General features: G+C 73.8%; 15 protein-coding genes and 1 riboswitch. Of the genes, 12 read left to right on the forward strand and 3 right to left on the reverse strand.

Annotation, left to right across the window (positions count from 1 at the left end):
- Positions 1 to 16 precede the first annotated feature (16 nt).
- Positions 17 to 2,146, reverse strand: coding sequence for an alpha-galactosidase (locus ABTZ54_RS16525; protein WP_351663250.1), 2,130 nt, complete (start codon positions 2,144 to 2,146; stop codon positions 17 to 19).
- Between the two features lie 175 nt (positions 2,147 to 2,321).
- Between ABTZ54_RS16525 and ABTZ54_RS16530 the strand changes: the two genes are divergently transcribed.
- The 8 genes from ABTZ54_RS16530 (at position 2,322) to ABTZ54_RS16565 (ending at position 11,798) form a co-directional block, all read left to right on the forward strand.
- A complete protein-coding gene (locus tag ABTZ54_RS16530; protein WP_351663253.1) occupies positions 2,322 to 3,512 on the forward strand; it encodes an ROK family protein in 1,191 nt (396 codons plus the stop codon).
- A gap of 154 nt (positions 3,513 to 3,666) precedes the next feature.
- Complete coding sequence (locus ABTZ54_RS16535) at positions 3,667 to 4,947, forward strand: ABC transporter substrate-binding protein (protein WP_351663256.1); 1,281 nt, start codon at positions 3,667 to 3,669, stop codon at positions 4,945 to 4,947.
- Complete coding sequence (locus ABTZ54_RS16540; RefSeq protein ID WP_351663259.1) at positions 4,947 to 5,945, forward strand: carbohydrate ABC transporter permease; 999 nt, start codon at positions 4,947 to 4,949, stop codon at positions 5,943 to 5,945. The genes ABTZ54_RS16535 and ABTZ54_RS16540 overlap by 1 nt, the downstream gene beginning before the upstream one ends.
- Before the next feature lie 7 nt (positions 5,946 to 5,952).
- Positions 5,953 to 6,795 (forward strand): carbohydrate ABC transporter permease, encoded by an 843-nt coding sequence (locus ABTZ54_RS16545; RefSeq protein ID WP_351663262.1) that lies wholly within the window; start codon positions 5,953 to 5,955, stop codon positions 6,793 to 6,795.
- 58 nt (positions 6,796 to 6,853) lie between these two features.
- A complete protein-coding gene (locus ABTZ54_RS16550; RefSeq protein WP_351663265.1) occupies positions 6,854 to 8,794 on the forward strand; it encodes a glycoside hydrolase family 5 protein in 1,941 nt (646 codons plus the stop codon).
- Between the two features lie 57 nt (positions 8,795 to 8,851).
- A complete protein-coding gene (locus ABTZ54_RS16555; protein ID WP_351663268.1) occupies positions 8,852 to 10,600 on the forward strand; it encodes a glycoside hydrolase family 35 protein in 1,749 nt (582 codons plus the stop codon).
- A 52-nt stretch (positions 10,601 to 10,652) separates the two neighbouring features.
- Positions 10,653 to 11,342, forward strand: a complete 690-nt coding sequence (locus ABTZ54_RS16560; protein ID WP_351663271.1) for an HAD family hydrolase — start codon at positions 10,653 to 10,655, stop codon at positions 11,340 to 11,342.
- 45 nt (positions 11,343 to 11,387) lie between these two features.
- Entirely contained in the window at positions 11,388 to 11,798 is a 411-nt protein-coding gene (locus ABTZ54_RS16565; RefSeq protein ID WP_351663274.1) for a RidA family protein, read from the forward strand.
- A 29-nt stretch (positions 11,799 to 11,827) separates the two neighbouring features.
- On the opposite strand, the gene ABTZ54_RS16570 is transcribed toward ABTZ54_RS16565, so the two are convergent.
- Together ABTZ54_RS16570 and ABTZ54_RS16575 are read right to left on the reverse strand one after the other, a co-directional pair.
- Positions 11,828 to 14,269, reverse strand: a complete 2,442-nt coding sequence (locus ABTZ54_RS16570; RefSeq protein ID WP_351663277.1) for a SpoIIE family protein phosphatase — start codon at positions 14,267 to 14,269, stop codon at positions 11,828 to 11,830.
- The gene (locus ABTZ54_RS16575; protein ID WP_351663280.1) at positions 14,266 to 16,359 is read right to left on the reverse strand and encodes a SpoIIE family protein phosphatase; all 2,094 of its coding nucleotides are present in this window, start codon (positions 16,357 to 16,359) and stop codon (positions 14,266 to 14,268) included. The genes ABTZ54_RS16570 and ABTZ54_RS16575 overlap by 4 nt, the downstream gene beginning before the upstream one ends.
- 368 nt (positions 16,360 to 16,727) lie before the next feature.
- A riboswitch (cyclic di-AMP (ydaO/yuaA leader) is annotated at positions 16,728 to 16,882 on the forward strand.
- A gap of 4 nt (positions 16,883 to 16,886) precedes the next feature.
- Between ABTZ54_RS16575 and ABTZ54_RS16580 the strand changes: the two genes are divergently transcribed.
- The 4 genes from ABTZ54_RS16580 (at position 16,887) to ABTZ54_RS16595 (ending at position 19,726) form a co-directional block, all read left to right on the forward strand.
- Entirely contained in the window at positions 16,887 to 17,720 is an 834-nt protein-coding gene (locus ABTZ54_RS16580) for a transglycosylase SLT domain-containing protein (protein ID WP_351663283.1), read from the forward strand.
- A 76-nt stretch (positions 17,721 to 17,796) separates the two neighbouring features.
- Positions 17,797 to 18,159: a DUF1304 domain-containing protein gene (locus ABTZ54_RS16585; protein WP_351663286.1), complete on the forward strand. Its 363-nt coding sequence runs from the start codon at positions 17,797 to 17,799 to the stop codon at positions 18,157 to 18,159.
- Positions 18,156 to 18,722 (forward strand): TetR/AcrR family transcriptional regulator, encoded by a 567-nt coding sequence (locus ABTZ54_RS16590; RefSeq protein WP_351663289.1) that lies wholly within the window; start codon positions 18,156 to 18,158, stop codon positions 18,720 to 18,722. The genes ABTZ54_RS16585 and ABTZ54_RS16590 overlap by 4 nt, the downstream gene beginning before the upstream one ends.
- Positions 18,723 to 18,796: 74 nt before the next feature.
- Positions 18,797 to 19,726 (forward strand): oxidoreductase, encoded by a 930-nt coding sequence (locus ABTZ54_RS16595; protein WP_351663292.1) that lies wholly within the window; start codon positions 18,797 to 18,799, stop codon positions 19,724 to 19,726.

Raw genomic sequence — 19,726 nt, forward strand, 5'->3', positions numbered from 1 at the left:
CCTGCGGAGTGCCCCGTCAGGCGGAGCCCACCCGCCGGAGCCGGATCATCCGGCTCGCGTGGTCCCCGGCCGGGAGGCGCAGGTCGAGGCCCCGGTGGACCAGGACGTCGCCGCTGTGCGACTCGTCCAGGTCCAGGTCGCGGTAGCGCGCCGTGGGGTCGAGTGCGGGCAGCGGCACCGGGGCCGGGGCGTGGCCGAAGCGGGTCGTGGGGCGCCAGGCGAGGACCACGTGGTCGTCGCCGTCGGGCGCGGCGTAGTGGACGGCGCGCACCGGCCCGGTCGTCGCGACGCGGTGCTGGACGCCGTGCTGGACGACGGGGCGCACGCTCTTGTAGCGCGCGACGAGCTCGGCGGCCTCCGCCAGCTCCTCGTCCGTCCACCGCGTCAGGTCGCCGCCGAGTCCCAGGGCCCCGGCCATGGCGACATGGAAGCGGAAGCGCAGCGGGGTGCGCCGGCCGGTGGTGGTGTTGGGGCTGTCGGTGACCCACGCGGCCATGGCCTGCGCCGGGAAGAGCTGGCCGAAGCCGTGCTGGATGCCGATGCGGTCGACCGGGTCGGTGTTGTCCGAGACCCAGGCCTGGTCCGTACGGGAGAGGATGCCCAGGTCGACCCGCCCGCCGCCGCCCGCGCAGGCCTCGATCCGCAGCCCGGGGTGGTCGGCGCGCAGCCGGTCCATGATCCGGTAGACGGCCCGGGTGTGGTCGATCCAGAGCCGGTCGGGGTCGGGGTGCCCGGCCCATCCGGCCTCGGTGAAGGCCCGGTTGGCGTCCCACTTGAGCCAGTCGACCCGGTGGTCGCGCACAAGATCGTCGAGGGTCCGCCAGGCCCAGTCCGCCACCTCGGGGCGGGCGAAGTTCAGCACCAGCTGGTTGCGGAGCTCGGTGGCGTCGAGCTCGGGGGAGTGCACGACCCAGTCCGGGTGCGCGCGGTACAGATCGCTGTCCCGGTTGACCATCTCCGGCTCCACCCAGAGCCCGAACTCCATGCCGAGGCGGTGCACCTCGTCGGCGAGCGGCCGCAGGCCCTCGGGGAAGGCCGCGCGGTGGGGGGTCCAGTCGCCGAGCCCCGCCCGGTCGCTGCGCCGGGCGCCGAACCAGCCGTCGTCCAGGACGAACAGCTCGGCGCCGAGGCCCGCGGCCAGCCGGGCGAGCCGGATCTGCCCCGCCTGGTCGACGTCGAAGCCCGTGGCCTCCCAGGAGTTGTAGAGCACCGGCCGGTCCCGCCCGGGCTCCGGCAGGACGTGCCGCCGGATGTGCGCGTGCCAGCCGCGACTGGCCGCGCCGAAGCCGTCCGGGGTGTAGAGACCGGCGTACGACGGGGTGCGCAGCGTCTCGCCCGGGCGCAGCGTCCAGCCGAGCCCCTCGTGGCCGAAGCCGCCGGTCCAGGTCGTGCGCCCGACTGGGTCGCGGTGGACGGTGACGCGCCAACTGCCGCTCCAGGCGAGCGCGGTGCTCCACACCTCGCCCCGCTCCTCGGTCGCGGTGCCGTCGTCCAGGGCCAGCCACGGGCTGGCCTGGTGGCTGGTGATCCCGCGCCGGCTGGTGAGGACGGTCTCGGCGACCGGGAGCCGGTCGCGGCGGAGCTGGAACTCGCTGTTCCAGCCGCCCACCAGATGGCTGAGCCGGTAGTCGGCCAGCGCGGGCGCGGTCCAGGACGCCGAGTCCAGCCGCTCGACGGTGACGGGCCGCGCGGGATCGGCGTCGGGCGCGGTGTGGGTGAGCTCCGTCCAGCGCTCGACGACGTCGCTGTCCGGCCGTACCCGGTAGCAGAGTTCGGTACGCAGCGGACGGCGCCGGTCGTCGAGGCGCAGCCGCAGCTCGCCGCCGTCGACGACGGCCCCGGCGAACCGCCACTGGACCCCCCGGGTGCCGTCCGCGAAGCGGACCTGGAGGCCGGCCGGACCGAACCGGGCGCCGCTCTGGGGCGCGAGCTCGTCGGCGGCGGCGTCGGCCTCGAAGCTGCTCGCGGCGGGCGACGCGGGCGCCGGGAGCCGGGCGAGGACGGCGCTGTCGAGCGGACGCCCCCAGTGCAGGTGCCGTGGGCTGCCGTCGGCGCCGACGCGTACCGCGTACTGGCTGTTCGGCGTGCGCAGGACCGCGAGGCCGAGCGCGGGGTCGAAGGTGACGGGCGGGAGCGTGTCGTGCACGGATGAGTCCCCTTGACGTGCGGAGAGATACGGGGCGGGGCCGACGGAGGCGAAGTCAACACGCGGTCGGCCGGAGCCCCTTGGCGGAAGGCACGGAGGCGGCCACGAGCGTAGGGCGGCACCTGACGGGAAATCAATACTGGAAGAAGTTATTTATTTGCTCTACGTTTCACCCGTGTTTCGACATCGAACCCGGCCTCTGGTCAGCGCACCCGCCGAAACCGCGGTCCTCGCCCTCCTGTTGGCGGAAGGACCGCTCAGCAGGGTGGAGCTGGCACGCCGCACCGGACTCTCCTCGACGGCCGTCACCAAGGCGGCCCGGCCGCTCCTCGACGACGGCTACCTGTACGAACTCCCGCCGGAGCGCACCGCCCCCGGCGCCGGACGGCCCGTCAACCCCCTGGCGGTCGCCCCCGACCGGGAGTTCTTCATCGGCGTCAAGGTCAGCCCCGACCACCTCTTCGGCGCGGTGTGCGACCTGCGGGCCGGCATCCGCGTCACGGCGAGCCTCCCGCTCACCGACTGCGAACCCGGCACCGTCGCCCGGGTGTTCACCGAGCTGATCGACCGACTACTCGACACGGAACCGGAGTTCCGTGACCGCACCCGGCACGTCGGGGTCGCCGTCTCCGGCGACGTCGACCGCGAGAGCGGCCGGGTGCGCCACTCCGGCCTGCTCGGCTGGAGCGACGTCCCGCTCGCGGAACTGCTCACCGCCGCCACCGGTCTTGCCGTCACCGTCGAGAACGACGTGCGGGCCCTGACCGTCGCCGAGCACTGGTTCGGCGAGGGCATCGGCACCGGCTACTTCGCGCTCGTCACCATCGGCGCGGGCATCGGCTCCGCCCTGGTCGTCAACGGGGAACTGCTGCGCGGCGCCTACGGCGTCGCGGGCGAGGTCGGGCACATCTGCGTCGACCAGACGGGACCGCGCTGCCGCTGCGGCGCCCACGGCTGCGTCGAGGCCCTCGCCTCGACCGACGCGATACTCCGCGCGGTCCGCGACGCCACCGGACGGCCGGAGCTGGCCTTCGAGCAGGTCGTCGAGCTCGCCCGCAAGGGCGACCCGGCGGCCGTCGCCGCCTTCGCCCGGGCCGGCCGCGCCATCGGCGTCGGCATCGCCACCCTGGTCAACCTGGTCGGCCCCGAGCGCGTGGTGGTCAGCGGCGAAGGGCTCGCCGCCTACGACCTGTTCGGCCGCCACATCCAGGAGGCCTTCGCGGCCCACGCCTTCGGCGCGGCCGCCCGCTGCCCGCTGCTGCTCCGCCCGCTGCCCTGGGAGGAATGGGCGCGCGGCGCCGCCGCCGTCGCCATCCAGGCGCTCTTCCCGCAGTACGCGGCCACCGCCGCGACCGGCTCCGGCTGACCCGCATGACCACCACGGCTCGCGCGGGCCCCCACCGTTCGCGCGCGCCCGTTCCGTACGACTCCCCGGCCGACGCCCTCCACTGCCGGCAAGCACTGTCGAAGGCACCGGCCAGGGAGCACCCGCCCCGCCCCACCCTCACGAAGGATGCGACATGAGCGCACGCAGAACCGAGCTTAGCCGACGCGGATTCCTCACCGGATCGTTGCTGGTCGCCGCCGGAACCGTGCTGACGAGCGCGTGCAGCACCGACCCCACCGGCGCGGCAGGCTCCGGCGCCCGGACCACGCTCAACGTCTGGTACCACGCCTACGGCGAGGCCGGCACCCAGCAGGCCGTGCTCCGCTACGCCACCGCGTTCACCAAGGCGCACCCGGACATCGCCGTCAAGGTCACCTGGGTCCCCGGCGACTACGCGGGCAAGCTCAACGCGACCCTGCTCACGGATGCCGCCCCCGACGTCTTCGAGATCGGCGACTTCAGCGAGAGCCTGGCCCGCCGGGGCCAGATCGCCGCCCTGGACGACGTGTACGGCAGCGCCAGGAGCGACTTCAACACCAACGCCGTCGACTCGGTCACCGTCGACGGCAAGCTGTACGGCGTCAAGATGATCGACGACGTCATGATGCTCTACTACCGCAAGAGCGCCCTGGCCAAGGCCGGCATCACCCCGCCCGCCGACTACGACGGCCTGGTGGCCTCCGCGAAGGCGCTCAGCACGGGCAGGAGCAAGGGACTCTTCCTCGGCAACGACGGCCTCGGCGACGCGCCCATCCTGGCCGTCTGGTCCAACGGCGGCGAACTCGTCGCCCCCGACGGCACGGTGGGCTTCGGCTCGCCCCAGGCGCTCGAAGCGCTCACCGGTCTCAAGCGCCTGCACGACGACAAGTCGCTGCTGCTCGGCTTCACCACCGACTGGTGGGACCCGGCCGTCCTCACCCAGGGCGTCGTGCCGATGCAGTGGTGCGGTCTGTGGGCGATGCCCGCCGTCAAGTCCGCCCTCGGCGACGACTTCGGCGTGCTTCCCTGGCCCTCCTACAAGCCCGGCGGCACCCCCGCCGTGCGCGTCGGCGGCTGGACCAGCTGCGTCAACGCCAAGGGCAAGAAGGTCGACGCGGCCAAGAAGTTCGTCCAGTGGCTGTGGGTCCAGCAGGCCGACCTGCAGAAGGACTTCGCCGAGAGCTACGGCTTCCACGTCCCGCCGCGCCGGTCCGTCGCGGCCACCGCGAAGAAGCTCTCCGAAGGCGCCGCCAAGGAGACCGTGACCCTCGCGGACCGGTACGGCAAGCACAACCCCGGCACCTGGGACACCGCCGTCAGCGCGACCTTCAGCGCGGCGGCGGCCAAGATAGCCGCGGGTGATGGCGACCCCGCCGCGCTCATGGCCGCGGCGGTCAAGAAGGCCCAGGGCGAGATCGACAAGCAGCGCGGCTGATGGAACCCGCACCGGAACTCACCCTTCCGTCAGCCCGCGCAGGGCGCCCCGCGGCCGAGCCGCGGGGCGCGCTCCGCACCCGCCGCACCGGCCGCCCCCGCACCGGACGCGCGAACTGGCTCGCCTTCACCCTGCTGACCGCGCCCATGCTCATCGGGCTCGGCGTCTTCAAATACGTCGCCATCGGCTGGAGCTTCCTGCTCAGCCTCAGCGACGCCCGGGGCACCATCGCGCTCGGCCACTGGGTCGGACTCGACAACTACCGCACCCTCCTGGCCGACCAGGCCTTCCGCGACTCCCTCGGCCAGATCCTGGTCTTCACCGCCTTCATCGTGCCCGTCACCTTCGCCGCCTCCCTCGGACTCGCCCTGCTGGTCCACCGGGTGAGGCGCGGCCGCGCCCTGGTGCGCACCGCCTTCCTCGTCCCGGCGGCCGTCTCCTACGTCGCCGCCTCGCTGCTGTGGAAGATGTCCCTGTTCAACGGCCTGCCCGCGGGCATCGCCAACACGATCGGCGGCTGGTTCGGCGCGGACCCGGTCCCCTGGCTCCAGACCACGTCGCCCCCGCTGTACTGGGTCGTGCTCGTCACCCTGCGGCTGTGGCTCCAGGTCGGCTTCTACATGGTGCTCTTCCTGGCCGGACTCCAGGCCATCCCGAGGGAGGTCCACGAAGCCGCCGCGCTCGACGGTGCCACCGGCCTCCGGCTGCTGCGAAGGATCACCCTGCCAATGCTCCGCAACACCTCCGTCGCCGTCCTGATGCTGCTGTTCATCGCCGCCTTCCAGGCCTTCGACGAGTTCTACAACCTGTTCAACAGCGGCCTCTCCGGCACCGGCACCGCCCCCGTCCAGACCCCGCTGGTCCACCTCTACAACACCGCCATGGGCAGCCAGAACTACGGTCTCGGCTCCGCCGGAGCCTTCGTGCTCACCGCCCTCATCGTCGGCGTGACGCTGCTCCAGGGCCGGTTCACGGGATTCGGCAAGAGCGAAGGATGAGCCGCACATGACCCTTCCCGGACTCTCCCGAGCCCTCCGCCGCACCGGCCGCGGGCTGCTCGTCGGCCTGCTGACCGCGCTCTTCCTCGCGCCGTTCTACCTGATGCTGCGCAACGCGCTGATGGACTCCCAGGGCCTGACCTCGCCCGACTGGACCTGGTGGCCCTCGACGGCCCACTTCGAGAACTTCACCGCGCTCTTCGCCGACCCCACCGTCTCCATGGGCCGGGCGCTCGGCAACTCGCTGCTGATCGCCGCGATCACCGCCCCCGTCTCCACCCTGCTCGCCTCCGCCGCCGGCTACGCCTTCGCCCGGATCCCCGTACCGGGCCGTGGCGTCCTGCTGGCCCTGGTGGTGGCCACCCTGATGATCCCGGGCTCGGTCACCTTCGTACCGACCTTCGTCGTCGTCGGCTCCATGGGCGGCGTGAACACCCTCTGGGGCATCATCGTCCCGGGCCTGTTCAACCCCTTCGCCGTGCTGCTCTTCCGCAACTTCTACCTCCAGTTCCCGGCGGAGATCGAGGAGGCCGGACGGCTCGACGGCCTCGGCTGGTTCGGCCTGTACGGGCGGATCGCCCTGCCCAGCTCCGGCGCGATGCTCGCCTCCCTCGGCGCCCTGTCCTTCATCGACAGCTGGAACTCCTTCCTGTGGCCGCTGGTCATCGGCCAGGACCCCTCGGCGTGGACCGCCCAGATCGCCCTGTCGACCTTCCTCACCTCGCAGACCGTCAACCTGCCGGGCCTCTTCGCCGGCGCCGTCGTCACCATCACCCCCCTCGTCGTCATGTTCCTGGTCGCCCAGCGCTACATCGTCGAAGGCATCGCCACCAGCGGCCTCAAGGGCTGACGCACCCCCCCGCACCACCAAAGAGCAGGCACCACACCTCCCTCCACAAGGAGCCCCCGTGACACCTGGCACTCTGCTCCGACGCGCGACCACGGCCCTGGCCACGGTCTCCGCGCTGCTCATCGGCGTCCCCGCAGCGGTCGCCTCCACACCCACCGGGCCCGCCGTCGCGGCGGCGCCCACCGTCCTCACCGGGCCGCAGCTCGCCGCCTCCTGGACCGGACCGCTCAGCACCCGTGGCCGGTGGATCGTCGACGCGGCCGGCAACCGCTTCAAGCTGAAGGCCGGCAACTGGGCCGGCGCCCAGGGCACCTGGGAAGGCAGCGGCGACGTCAACGACGTCACCAACCACCAGGCCGACCAGATGTCGCACAACATCCCGCTCGGCCTCGACCGCACCCCGATCGACCGGATCCTGGCCGACTTCCACGCCCTCGGCCTGAACAGCGTCCGCCTCCCCTTCGCCAACGCGGTCGTGCACGACACGGTCCCCGTCCCCGACTCGGCGGTCGCCGCCAACCCGCAGCTCAAGGGCAAGACCCCGCTCCAGGTCATGGACGCCGTGGTCGCCGCGCTCACCGCGGACGGCTTCGCCGTCATCCTCAACAACCACACCACCAGCTACCGCTTCTGCTGCGGCCTGGACGGCAACGAGCGCTGGAACAGCGGCCAGACCACCCGGCAGTGGATCGACGACTGGGTCTTCCTGGCCAAGCGCTACCAGAACGACACCCGCGTCGTCGGCGCCGACCTGCGCAACGAGGTCCGCCGCGACACCTGGAACGACGCCAACTGGGGCTGGGGCAACGACTACGACCTCAACAAGGCCTTCGAGGAGGCCGGCAACGAGATCCTCCAGGCCGACCCCGACCTCCTGATCGTCATGGAGGGCATCAACTGGCAGGGCATCCCCACCGACATCACCCCGCACGGCCGCCCGATGCTCACCCCCGTCGCCACCCTCTCCAACACCCTCATCCACTCCGACAAGCTGGTGTACGCGGCCCACTTCTACGGCTACACCGGCCCGAACCACACCGGCGCCACCGGCACCGGCGAGACCCACGACCCGCGCTACGAGGAGCTCACCCCCGAGGCGCTCGCCCAGGCCGTCGACGACGAGGCCCTGTTCGTGACCCGCGACGGCCAGCACTTCACCGCCCCCGTGTGGATCAGCGAGTTCGGCGCGGGCGGCCGGGGTGCCGTCGACGCCCCGGAGCGCGCCTGGTTCGGCCGCTTCACCGACATCCTGGTCAAGAACGACACGGACTTCGCGATCTGGCCGCTCGTCGGCTGGACCAACGCCGCCGGCATCCCCAACGACAGCTGGGCCATGGTCAACTACAGCGCCACCGGCACCCGCCTGAGCGTCCTGGACCCCGGCGACTGGCGCGCCGCCGACTGGACCAAGCTGGTCGAGGCCCCCGCCCGCTCGGGCCGTATCGACCCCACCCCCCGCTGGAACATGCTCAACCTGGACTACGGCGACTACGACGTCTCCGCCACCATGCGCGCCAAGCCCGACTGGTCCGCCGGCAACCGCAAGGGCAACTGCCCGGACACCCAGCGCCTGGTCGGCCTCGGCCGCAGCGACAGCCGCGGCCTGTGCACCGACTCCGGACAGCCCGCCAAGGCGAGCGGCGCCTGGACCACCGTCACCGACGAGCGGTACGTCACCGGCGGCGACTGGGCGAGCGGCTACAACAAGCTCCAGTGCCCCGACCGCACCTTCGCCGTCGGCTACAGCGTCAAGAGCAACGCCATGTCCGCCCTGCTCTGCGCCCCCGCCACGGCCGCCCTGCCCGTCAACGGGCGGGTGCTCTGGTTCGACCACGGCGACAACCGGCCCGCCACCGGCGGCTCGAACGCCAGCGACTGGGCCCCCGGCTACTACAAGGGCCAGTGCGCCGACGGCGAGCACCTCGCGGGCGTGGCCTTCACCTGGAAGTGGAACCACGGCGGCGTCCCCGACGCGCTGCTGTGCCGGCCGCTCGCCTGATCACCGGCCCAGGCGCCTGAACCACCCGCACACGTTACGTTGAGGAGTACCACCGCCATGCCCCGACTGGAGATCGCCGACGACGGCTTCCGTCTCGACGACCGCCCGTTCCGGATCGTCTCCGGCGCCCTGCACTACTTCCGCGTCCACCCGGAGCAGTGGGCGGACCGCCTCCACAAGGCACGGCTGCTGGGCCTCAACACCGTCGAGACCTACGTCCCCTGGAACCTGCACGCCCCCCGGCCCGGGGAGTTCCGCATGGACGCCGGTCTCGACCTGCCCCGCTTCCTCGACCTGGCCGCCGCCGAAGGACTCCACGTCCTGCTCAGGCCCGGCCCCTACATCTGCGCGGAGTGGGAGGGCGGCGGGCTGCCGTCCTGGCTGCTCGCCGAGGAGGACATCGTCCTGCGCAGCCGCGACCCGCGCTTCCTGCGCGCCGTCGACGCGTACCTCTGCGCTCTCCTGCCCCCGCTCCACCGCCACCTCGGCGGCAACGGCGGCCCCATCCTCGCCGTCCAGCTGGAGAACGAGTACGGCGCCCACGGCGACGACACCGCCTACCTCGCCGAACTCGCCGCCCTGCTGCGCCGCCACGGCGCCGACGTCCCGCTCTTCACCTGCGACCAGCCCGCCGACCTGGCCCGCGGCGGCCTCGACGGCGTCCTCGCCACCGCCAACTTCGGCAGCCGGACCACCGCCGGCCTCGCCGCGCTCCGCGCGCACCAGCCCACGGGCCCCCTCATGTGCTCCGAGTTCTGGATCGGCTGGTTCGACCGCTGGGGCGGCATCCACACCCGCCGCGACCCCGCCGACGCCGCCGCCGAGCTCGACACCCTGCTCGCCGCCGGAGCCTCCGTCAACATCTACATGTTCCACGGCGGCACCAACTTCGGCTTCACCAACGGCGCCAACGACAAGGGCACCTACCGGCCCACCGTCACCTCCTACGACTACGACTCCCTCCTCGACGAGGCCGGCGACCCCACCCCCAAGTACGCGGCCTTCCGCGAGGTCATCGCCCGCCACGCCCCCGTCCCCGACGCCCCCGTCCCCCCGGCCGCCCCCAAGGCCGCCCACGGCGCCGTCGAACTCCCGTACACCGCGGGACTGCTGACCCAGGCCGACGCCCTCGGCACACCCGAGAAGGCCGGCCGGCCGCTCACCATGGAGGAGCTCGGCCAGTCCTTCGGATTCGTCCTGTACGAGACGGAGCTCACCGAGCCGGGACCCGCGCTCCTGCACGCCGAGCGGGTCCACGACCGCGCCCAGGTCTTCGTCGACGGACAGCCCGTCGGCGTCCTGGAGCGCGAGAACCACGAGCACGCCCTCGCCTTCACCGTGCCCCGGCCGGGCGCCACCCTCACCGTCCTCGTCGAGAACCAGGGCCGGGTCAACTACGGCGCCGCCCTCCACGACCGCAAGGGCCTGCTCGGCCGCGTCACGGTCGACGGGCACGCGCCCGCCGTCTGGCACAGCCGCGCCCTGCCGCTCGACCGCCTCGACACCCTGACCTTCCGGCCCACCGGGTCCCCGGAGGTCGGGCCCGCCTTCCACCGGGGCACCTTCACCGTCGCCGGGCCCGCCGACACCTATCTGCACCTGGACGGCTGGACCAAGGGCCTGGCCTGGATCAACGGCTTCCCGCTCGGGCGCTACTGGTCCCGTGGCCCGCAGACCGCCCTGTACGTCCCGGCGCCGGTCCTGCGCGACGGCGAGAACCAGCTCACCGTCCTCGAACTGCACGCCGCCACCGGCCGCCACGTCCACCTGCGGGACCACCCCGCCCTCGGGGCCACCGAGGAATGACCTCCCGGTGGACGCCCATCCGTACCCTTCGACCCGCCCGGGAGGCCGGCGCATGACCGCGGTCCTTTTCGACATGGACGGCACGCTCGTCGACACCGAACGGCTCTGGGAACAGGCCGTCGAGGAGGAGGCCCGGCGGCTGGGCCTCGGCCTCGGGGACGCCGACGTCGCGTACATACGCGGCCGGGCGATCGAGGACTGCGCCGCGTACCTCGCCTCGCTCACCGGCCACCGCGCCGACCCGGTCCGGCTGGGCGCCTCCCTCGGAGCCCGCTTCGCGGAACTCGTGCGCGGGCAGGTCGTCCCGCTGCCGGGCGCCCTGGCACTCCTGGCGGCGCTGCGCACCGCGGGCGTGCCCACCGCGCTCGTCTCCGCCTCGCCCCGGGCCGTCGTGGACACCGTCCTCGACACCCTCGGACGCCACTGGTTCACCACCTCCGTCGCCGAGGGGGAGACCCCGCGCACCAAACCGGCCCCCGACCCGTACCGGGCGGCGATCGGCCTCCTCGGCCTCGTCCCGGCCGACTGCGTCGCCGTCGAGGACTCCCCGACCGGCGTCGCCTCCGCCGAGGCGGCCGGCTGCGCCGTCGTGGCCGTCCCCTCCCTCACCCCCATCCCGCCGGGACCCCGCCGCAGGGTCGTCCGCAGCCTCCTGGACGTGGACCTCGCCCTGCTGCGGAGCCTGGCGCCGGGGGCGTTCGGAGCGCCGGGAAAACCCGTCGAGAGCCTGGGCGATCTCTGACAGGGTGACCTCCGCTCCGTACCGCCGTCCCCGAAAGGGAACTCCATGCCGCGTGCCGTCGAACTGATCCGCTCCGCCACCCTGTCCGACGTCGCCGAGTACGCCTACGCGGCCACCGCCCCCGCCGAGGCGCGGCTCGTCTTCCTCGCCGGGGCGTGCCCGCTCGACGCGGACGGCGCCACCGTGGCCGTCGGGGACGTCGCCGGACAGGCCGCCCAGGCCGTCGCGAACCTGCGGACCGCCCTGGCCGACGCCGGCGCCACGCTGCACGACGTCATCAGCACCCGCGTGCTCGTCGCCACGGACCGGCAGGAGGAGCTGGTACGGGCGTGGGAGGTGGTCCGCGACGCGTTCGGCGAGCATGACGTGCCCAGCACCCTGATGGGCGTGACCGTCCTCGGCTACGCCGACCAGCTCGTGGAGATCGAGGCGGTCGCCGCCGTCCTCGACGCCTGACCGTACGCCCGACCCCTAAGGACGGAGTTTCAGCCGGGGAGCTCCTGTTCCGCCCAGATGGTCTTGCCGCGACGGCTGTAGCGGCTGCCCCAGCGGGTGGTGAGCTGGGCGACGAGATACAGGCCCCGGCCGCCCTCGTCGGTCAGCCGCGCCCGGCGCATGCGCGGGTGGGTGGCGCTCGGGTCGGACACCTCGCAGATCAGCCGCCCGGCGCGGATCAGACGTACCTCGACCGGGCCGCCCGCGTACCGGATCGCGTTGGTGACCAGCTCGCTGAGCACCAGCTCGGTGGTGAAGGCCAGCTCGTCGAGATCCCACGCCCGCAGCCGCGCGGTGGCGGCCTCACGCACCCGCCCCACCGCCGCCGGGTCGGCCTCCACCTGCCAGCAGGCCACGTCCTCCGGCGGCACCGTACGGGTACGGGCGAGCAGCAGCGTCACGTCGTCCGCGAGCCCGGCGGCGGGGCGGCCCGTCACGATCTCCCGGCCCAGCTCCCGCAACGGGCCCGCCGACGCCCCGGGCCGGGCAAGCCGGGCGGCCAGCTCGGCCATCCCCGCGTCCAGATCGCCGTCCCGGCCCTCGATCAGGCCGTCCGTGTAGAGGGCGAGGACGCTGCCGGGGGCCAGGTCGACCTCCGTCGTCTCGAACGGCAGCCCGCCGACCCCCAGCGGGGGCCCGGGGTCCACCGGCAGGTACGCCACCCCGCCCCCGGGGTCGGCCACCACGGGCGGCGGATGACCGGCGGAGGCCACCGAGCAGCGCCGCGAGACCGGGTCGTAGATCGCGTACGCGCAGGTCGCCCCGGTCGTCGGGGAGGCGTGCCGGTCCCGCCACCCGTCGGCGTCGGGGTCGTCGGGGTCGCTCTCGTGCTCCTCGCCCTCCTCGGGTTCGGCCGGCAACTGGGAGACCAGGTCGTCCAGATGGGCGAGCAGCTCGTCGGGTTCGAGGTCGAGGTCCGCGAGGGTGCGCACCGCCATCCGCAGCCGGCCCATGGTGGCGGTCGCGGCCAGGCCGTGTCCGACGACGTCCCCCACGACCAGGGCGACCCGCGCGGAGGACAGCGGGATCACGTCGAACCAGTCCCCGCCGACCCCGCTCGCGGTCCCGGCCGGGAGATAGACGGCCGAGGTGCTCGCCCCGGGCGTCTCGCTCTGCGTCGGCGGCAGCATGCTCCGCTGGAGGCCCACGGCCGCCCGGTGCTCCCGCGTGAACCGCCGCGCGTTGTCCAGCGCGAGGGCGGCCCGGCCGGCGATCTCGCGCAGCAGGTCCCGGTCGGGCGCCTGGTAGGGCCCCAGGTCGGCGTCCCGGCCGACGGACACCCGGCCGAGCACCATCCCGCGGGCGTGGAGCGGGACCGTCATCGTCATCGGGTGACCGCCGACGGCCCGGCCGCCGGGCGCCGGTCCGACGGCGTCCGGGGCGTCCCCGCCGGAGGGGACGGCGACGAGGACGGTCTCCGGGGCGGGCTGGGGGGCCGCGCCGCCGCCGGCCTCCGGACGCCCCCCGCCGTCCCCGGCCGGCTCCGCCGACCGTCCCGCCACGGCGGTCCGGCGCAGCAGCAGGCGGCCCTCCCGGTCCGGCACCGGCTCCTCGCCGTGCACCACCCCGTCGGCGAGCTCCACGACCGCCAGATCGCCCAGTCCGGGCACGAGCGCGGCCGCCAGCTCGCGCCCCGTGTCCGTGACCGACAGGGAGCGGCCGACGGACGCGGTGGCGTGGTGCAGCAGGGCGAGGCGCTCGGCCGAACGCCGCAGCTCGGTCATGTCGGTGAACAGCGCGGTCAGCCCCAGGACCTGCCCCTCGGGGGACTGGAGACGGAACGCCGACACCGAGAGGGTCACCCCGCCGAGCGGATCGTCGAGCGTGCGCAGCACCTGCTCCACCCCGAGCAGCGGCTTGCCGGTGCGCAGCACCTCCCGCAGCCCTCCCTCGATCGCGTCCGCGTCCCCGGGCCACAGGAAGTCGCCCAGGCGCCGCCCCCGGAGGTCGTGCGGCACCCCCGTGTACGGCAGCAGGTGCGTGTTGGTCCGCAGGAGCCGCAGCCCCGGGTCGAACACGGCGAGCCCCACCCGGTCCTGGTGGAACAGCTCCCGGATGAAGGCCCGGTCCTGGTGCCTGCGGACGGCCCGCGCCGCCGGGGTGGCAAGGACCAGGTACCCGGCGGGTCCGCCGTTCCCGGCGAGGTCGAACGCCTGGAAGACCACGGGCAGTTCGGCGCCCCGGCCGGTACGCAGCACCGCGTCGCCGTGCCGGACGCCCCGCGCGTACGCCGCCACCAGCGGCGGCCAGGCCGAGGGGTCCGCGAGGAGCGCGCGCGCCGAATGGCCGACGACATCGGCGGCGGACCGGCTCAGCAGGGTCCGGGCCTCCGGCGTCCAGCCCTCGATCCGGCCCCGGCCGTCGAGCAGCGCGGCGGCGCAGTCCTCCGTGAAGGGCGGCAGGCCGTCGTCCTGCGGGAGCGCGTCGCTCACGGTGCCCCCTCTCCGTACGGCTGCCGGGCGCGGGCGATCAGCAGCGCCACGTCGTCGTGGTCGTCGGGCCCGCGCAGCGAGCCGAGCAGCAGGTCGCAGATCTGCTCCAGGGGGAGCGGGGCGCGGTCCAGCAGGTCGGTGAGGGCTTCGAGGCGTACGTCGATGTCCTGGTCACGGGTCTCGACCAGGCCGTCCGTGTACAGCACCAGGTCGTCGCCCACCCCGAACGGGATCTCCTGGGTCTCGAAGGGCACGCCGCCGACGCCCAGGGGCGCGCCCGCGGTCAGCTCCAGCAGGCGGGGGGCCCGGCCGGCGGCGACATGGACGGGCGGCGGGTGGCCGGCGTTCGCGACCCGGCAGCTCGCGCTGTACGGGTCGTAGACGGCGCACACACAGGTGGCCATCGCGTCGTCCAGATCGGCGGCGGTGCGGTCCAGGTGCTCCAGGACCACGCCCGGCGCGAGCCCGAGCCCGGCGAGGGTGCGGGCGGCGGTGCGGAACTGCCCCATGGTCGCCGCCGCGTTGATGCCGCTGCCCATCACGTCGCCCACCACCAGGGCGGTCTTGCCGTCGGGCAGCGGGATCGCGTCGAACCAGTCGCCGCCGACCTCGACCGACTCCGAGGCGGGCTGGTAGCGGTAGGCGACGTCGAGGCCGTGGAGCCGCGGCGGCCCGTGCGGCAGCAGGTGGCGCTGGAGGGCCAGGGCGGCCTGGCTCTGGTGCCGGTACCAGCGGGCGTTGTCGATGGCGACCGCGGCGCGGGCCGCGAGCTCCCCGGCCAGCAGGACGTCGTCCTCGTCGAACGGCACGGAGTTGCGCGCCCGCTTCAGGTCGAGCACGCCCAGGACCACGCCGCGGGCCCGCAGCGGGACGGCGAGGTACGAGTGGATGCCCGCCCGCCGCAGCAGCGCGGCGGTGGCCTCGCCGCTGGCGATCCGGGGCAGGTCGCCGTCGGTGACGTGCCGCACGAGGACCGGGCGCCCGGTGCGGGCGCACTGGGTGACCAGCCGCTCGGCGCCGTAGCGGGCGGGCTCGCCGACCGGGTCGGCGGCCTCCCGCGCCGGCGTGGTGTACGCGGCCTTCACGGCGAGCGCGCGGAACACGGCGGGACCCGAGGTCCGCGCCGGCCCGGCGAGCGGCCCGGTCAGGATGGACTCCAGGACGTCGACGGCGGCGATGTCGGCGAACTCGGGCACCACCAGGTCCGCCAGCTCGTGGGCGGTGAGATCCAGGTCGAGCGTGGTCCCCACCCGCTCCGAGGCCGCCGCGATCACCGCGAGCCGGCGGCGGGCCCGGGCCGCCGTCCTGGCCGCCTGGTGCTGTTCGGTGATGTCCCTGACCGCGATGGCGACCCCCATGATCCGCCGCTCGGGTGTCCGCAGCCGGTAGAGCGAGACCGACCACACCCGCTCCGCGCCGTCGGGCCCGGTCACTCCGCGCACGCTCCGGGACAGCACGGGCTCGCCCGTCTCCAGGACCTCGCCCAGCGCCGTCTCCAGGGCCTCCGCGTCCGGGGACGCCATCGTCTCCTGGAGCGTGCGCCCCAGGTGCGCGGCGGCGGCCAGGCCGTCGATCCGTTCCAGGGCCGGGTTGACCAGCACGAAGCGGAGGCCGTGGTCCAGGACGGCCAGGCCGATGGGGGAGTGGGTGACCAGCAGCGAGGACAGCGACAGGTGCTCCTCCACGCGCCGGTCCGTGGCCCGGTCGGAGGCGAGCCCCAGCGCGTAGGGGCGCCCCCGCTCGTCCTGGAGCCGGGTGTTGCGGAACTCCGCCAGGAGCGTGTGGCCGTCCTTGTGCCGTACCGGGAAGACCCCGGCCCAGGGCCCGGCGCCCGACACCACGCGCGCGAAGAGCGACCGCACCAGGTCCTGGTGGCGCTCCTCCACCAGCAGCGCGACGGCGGGGCGGCCGAGGGCCTCGGCCGTCGGGTAGCCGAAGAGCTCCTCCGCCTGCGGGCTCCACAGGGCGATCCGACCGCGCTCGTCCAGGACGACGGCGGCCACCCCGAGGACGTCGAGGAGACCGCCCGGCTCCAAGGTGAGATCGCCGTCCGCCGGGTCCTGTCCGGCAGGGAAGGCCGCCGCGCTCATCCAGACCGTGTCCCTCCTCCACCCCGCAGCCCCTCCATCATCCCGCCCCGGAAGCGGACCGCCAGTCGTCGCGAACCCCCGATTTCTCAAACCTTTCCTAAATCGCATGGATCCGGACATATCAGATTAAGTGACCGGCGGTGATCTGAGTCACGGCCCGGCATGTCCCCAAGATGCTGTCGCGGAGTCATGCGCGCGCCCCCGGAAACCAGTTGGCGAGTTGGATCACGGCACCGCGATCGCCCTATTTCCGGCTGCTAAAAGATCTGCTTGCTTTTGCGAATTGGACCCTTGTTCTCGCCGTTCGGATTCGCCTACGGTCACCCGTCATCCGGACGGAACGCCGAATCCTGCCGCCGCCCGGGCACCGCACTCACCCACCCACACGTACGGCAGGAGCGGGGGACCCAGGTTCTCCGCCGCCCCGGTCACCGGGGCGGCTCGGGGTGAAGCCGCGCGCCGCGCGGCCGGGCAGCTCCTGCCCGAACCCGACAGCTCACCTCGCAGGCGAAGGAGAGGAACTCGCCATGCGTGGAAACGGGAAGCACCGCCGCACCAAGAGCGCCCCGCTCGCTCGCGGACTGGCCGTCGTCGGCATCACCGGCAGCGCCGCACTCGCCCTGCCGCTCCTCGGAGCCACCGGCGCCGCCGCTGAGACCCCGCAGGCCGTACGCGCGGTCCATTCCGTCGCAATCGAAAAGGCGGCGGTGCCGGCGGCCAAGGCGGGCGGTCCCGTGCGCTACTCCGTGGTCGCCGGTGACTCGCTCTCGAAGATCGCCCGCGAGCACCACGTGAGCGGCGGCTGGCAGAAGGTCTACCGCGACAACCGTGCCGCCGTGGGCGCCGACCCCGGCCTCATCCGCCCCGGCCTGCGCCTCGCCATCGACGCCCGGAACGCCGCCGCGAGCGGCGGCGCGAGCGGCGCCGCCGCGGCCCGCCCGGCGGTCGCGCCCCAGGCGTCCGCCCCGTCGGCGGCCGTGGTCCAGGCCGCGGCGCAGGCTGCCCCCGCGGTCTCCTCGGCGGTCTCGGCCGTCTCGTACACGAACGACCTGGACGGCTGGATCCGCGAGTCCCTCTCCATCATGGCCAAGAACGGCATCCCGGGCACCTACGAGGGCATCCACCGCAACATCATGCGCGAGTCCTCGGGCAACCCGCTGGCCATCAACAACTGGGACTCCAACGCCCTGGCCGGCACCCCCTCCAAGGGCCTCCTCCAGGTGATCGAGCCGACCTTCCAGGCCTACCACGTCGCCGGCACGGCCTACGACCTCTACGACCCGGTCGCCAACATCACGGCCGCCTGCAACTACGCCGCCGACCGCTACGGCTCGATCGACAACGTCAACAGCGCCTACTGAGGCTCCGGGGATTTCATGGACAGGTGTCCAGCTATGATGGACACCTGTCCATAAAACCCGAGGAGCGGTTGAGTCGATGGATACGCTCGCGAACGTGCTGGTCGGCCTGGTGGCGGCGCTGCACGCGTACTTCCTGGTCCTGGAGATGTTCCTGTGGGAGAAGGCTCCGGGGCGCAAGCTCTCGGGCTTCGACCCGGCCATGGCCCGGGCCACCGCCCCGCTCGCCGCGAACCAGGGCCTCTACAACGGCTTCCTGGCGGCCGGCCTCGTCTGGGGCCTGATCGCCGGGGACCCGACCGGCTTCCGGGCGCAGATCTTCTTCCTCGCCTGCGTCGTCGTCGCCGGGGTGTACGGCGGCCTCACCGCCAACCGGCGCATCCTGGTCGCGCAGGCGCTCCCCGGCGCGCTCGCGCTCGGCGCCGTCCTGCTGGCCGGATGAACCCCGCACCGGCGGACCCCAGGGCCGAGCGGACCAGGTCCAGGCTGCGGCAGGCGCTGCTGGAGGAGTGCGCGGACAGCCCGCTCGCGCAGGTGAGCGTCGCCGCGCTGGTCCGGCGGGCGGGGGTCGGCCGCGCCACCTTCTACCTCCACTACGCCGACCTGGAGGCGCTCGCGACCGACGCCTGTGCCGGAATCGTCCGCGAGGCCGTCGACGCCCTGCACGCCTGGCGCGGTGTCCCCGACCCGGCCGCCGCGCCCGCCGCGCTGAGCGACTTCTTCCACCGGCTGCCCCCGCACGCCGGGCTCTACAGGGAACTGCTGCGCCCCGGCGGCGGCGGCCCGCTCGGGCTCGTGCTCCACCAGGAGCTGCGCCTGCGCAGCCGGACCGAGCGCGCCCTGGCCGGGGCGCCGGAACCCGACCTGATCGCCTCGGCGGTCGCCGCGACCTTCGCGGGGGTGCTCGCCGACTGGCTGCACGGCCTGATCGAGGCCACCCCGGACGAGATCGCGCAGCGGGTCTGGCGCCTGCTGGTCACCCTGCACCGCACCCCGCTGCCCTGAGGTGCGTCCCTATGATGCCGTCACCCGTGGTGGCGGCATCATAGGGACGACACGGCCGGAAGGAGCGCCCGGAGATGACGGGCTGGAACGCACAGGACATCCCCTCCCAGCGGGGACGCGTCGCGGTGGTGACTGGGGCCAACAGCGGCATCGGCTACGTCACCGCCCGCGAGCTGGCCCGCGCCGGGGCGCACGTCGTCCTCGCCTGCCGCAGCCGGACCCGGGGCGAGGCCGCGCTGGCCCGGCTGCGCGCCGAAGTCCCGGACGCGGCGGCCGAGTTCGCCCCGCTCGACCTGGGCGACCTCGCCTCCGTACGGAACTTCGCGGCAGGCCACGCCGAGCGGCACGAGGGCCTCGACCTGCTCGTCAACAACGCGGGTGTGATGGCCCTGCCCGCAGGCCGCACCGCCGACGGCTTCGAGACGCAGTTCGGCGTGAACCACCTCGGCCACTTCGCGCTCACCGGGCTCCTGATGCCCCTGCTGCCGCGCGGTCGGGACGCCCGGATCGTGAGTCTCTCCAGCGGCTTCCACGCCCTGTCCGACCTGGACCACACCGACCTCAACTCCGAGCGCCGCTACCGCCGCTGGATCGCCTACGGCCGCTCCAAGACGGCCAACCTCCTCTTCGTCCACGAACTCTCCCGCCGCCTGGCCACCGCCGGGGCCGGGATCGTCGCGGCCGCCGCCCACCCCGGCTACGCCGCCACCAACCTGCAGACGGAAGGCCCCCGGCAGGCGGGCCGCAAGACCGCCGAGCGCGTGATGGAGCTGGGCAACCGGATCATCGCCCAGCCCGCCGACACCGGTGCCCTGCCCACTCTGTACGCCGCCACCGCCCCCGGCGTACGCCCCGACGCCTTCATCGGCCCGAAGCTGGGCCTGCGCGGCGCGCCCACCCGGTCCTGGCGGGCCCGATGGACGCTCGACGACACCTCGGGCGAACGCCTGTGGGCCGCGTCCGAGGAACTCACGGGCGTCCGTTACGAGTCGCTCACCGGGTGA

It is taken from the genome of Streptomyces sp. NPDC094032, from assembly GCF_040303965.1.
GTDB lineage: Bacteria > Actinomycetota > Actinomycetes > Streptomycetales > Streptomycetaceae > Streptomyces.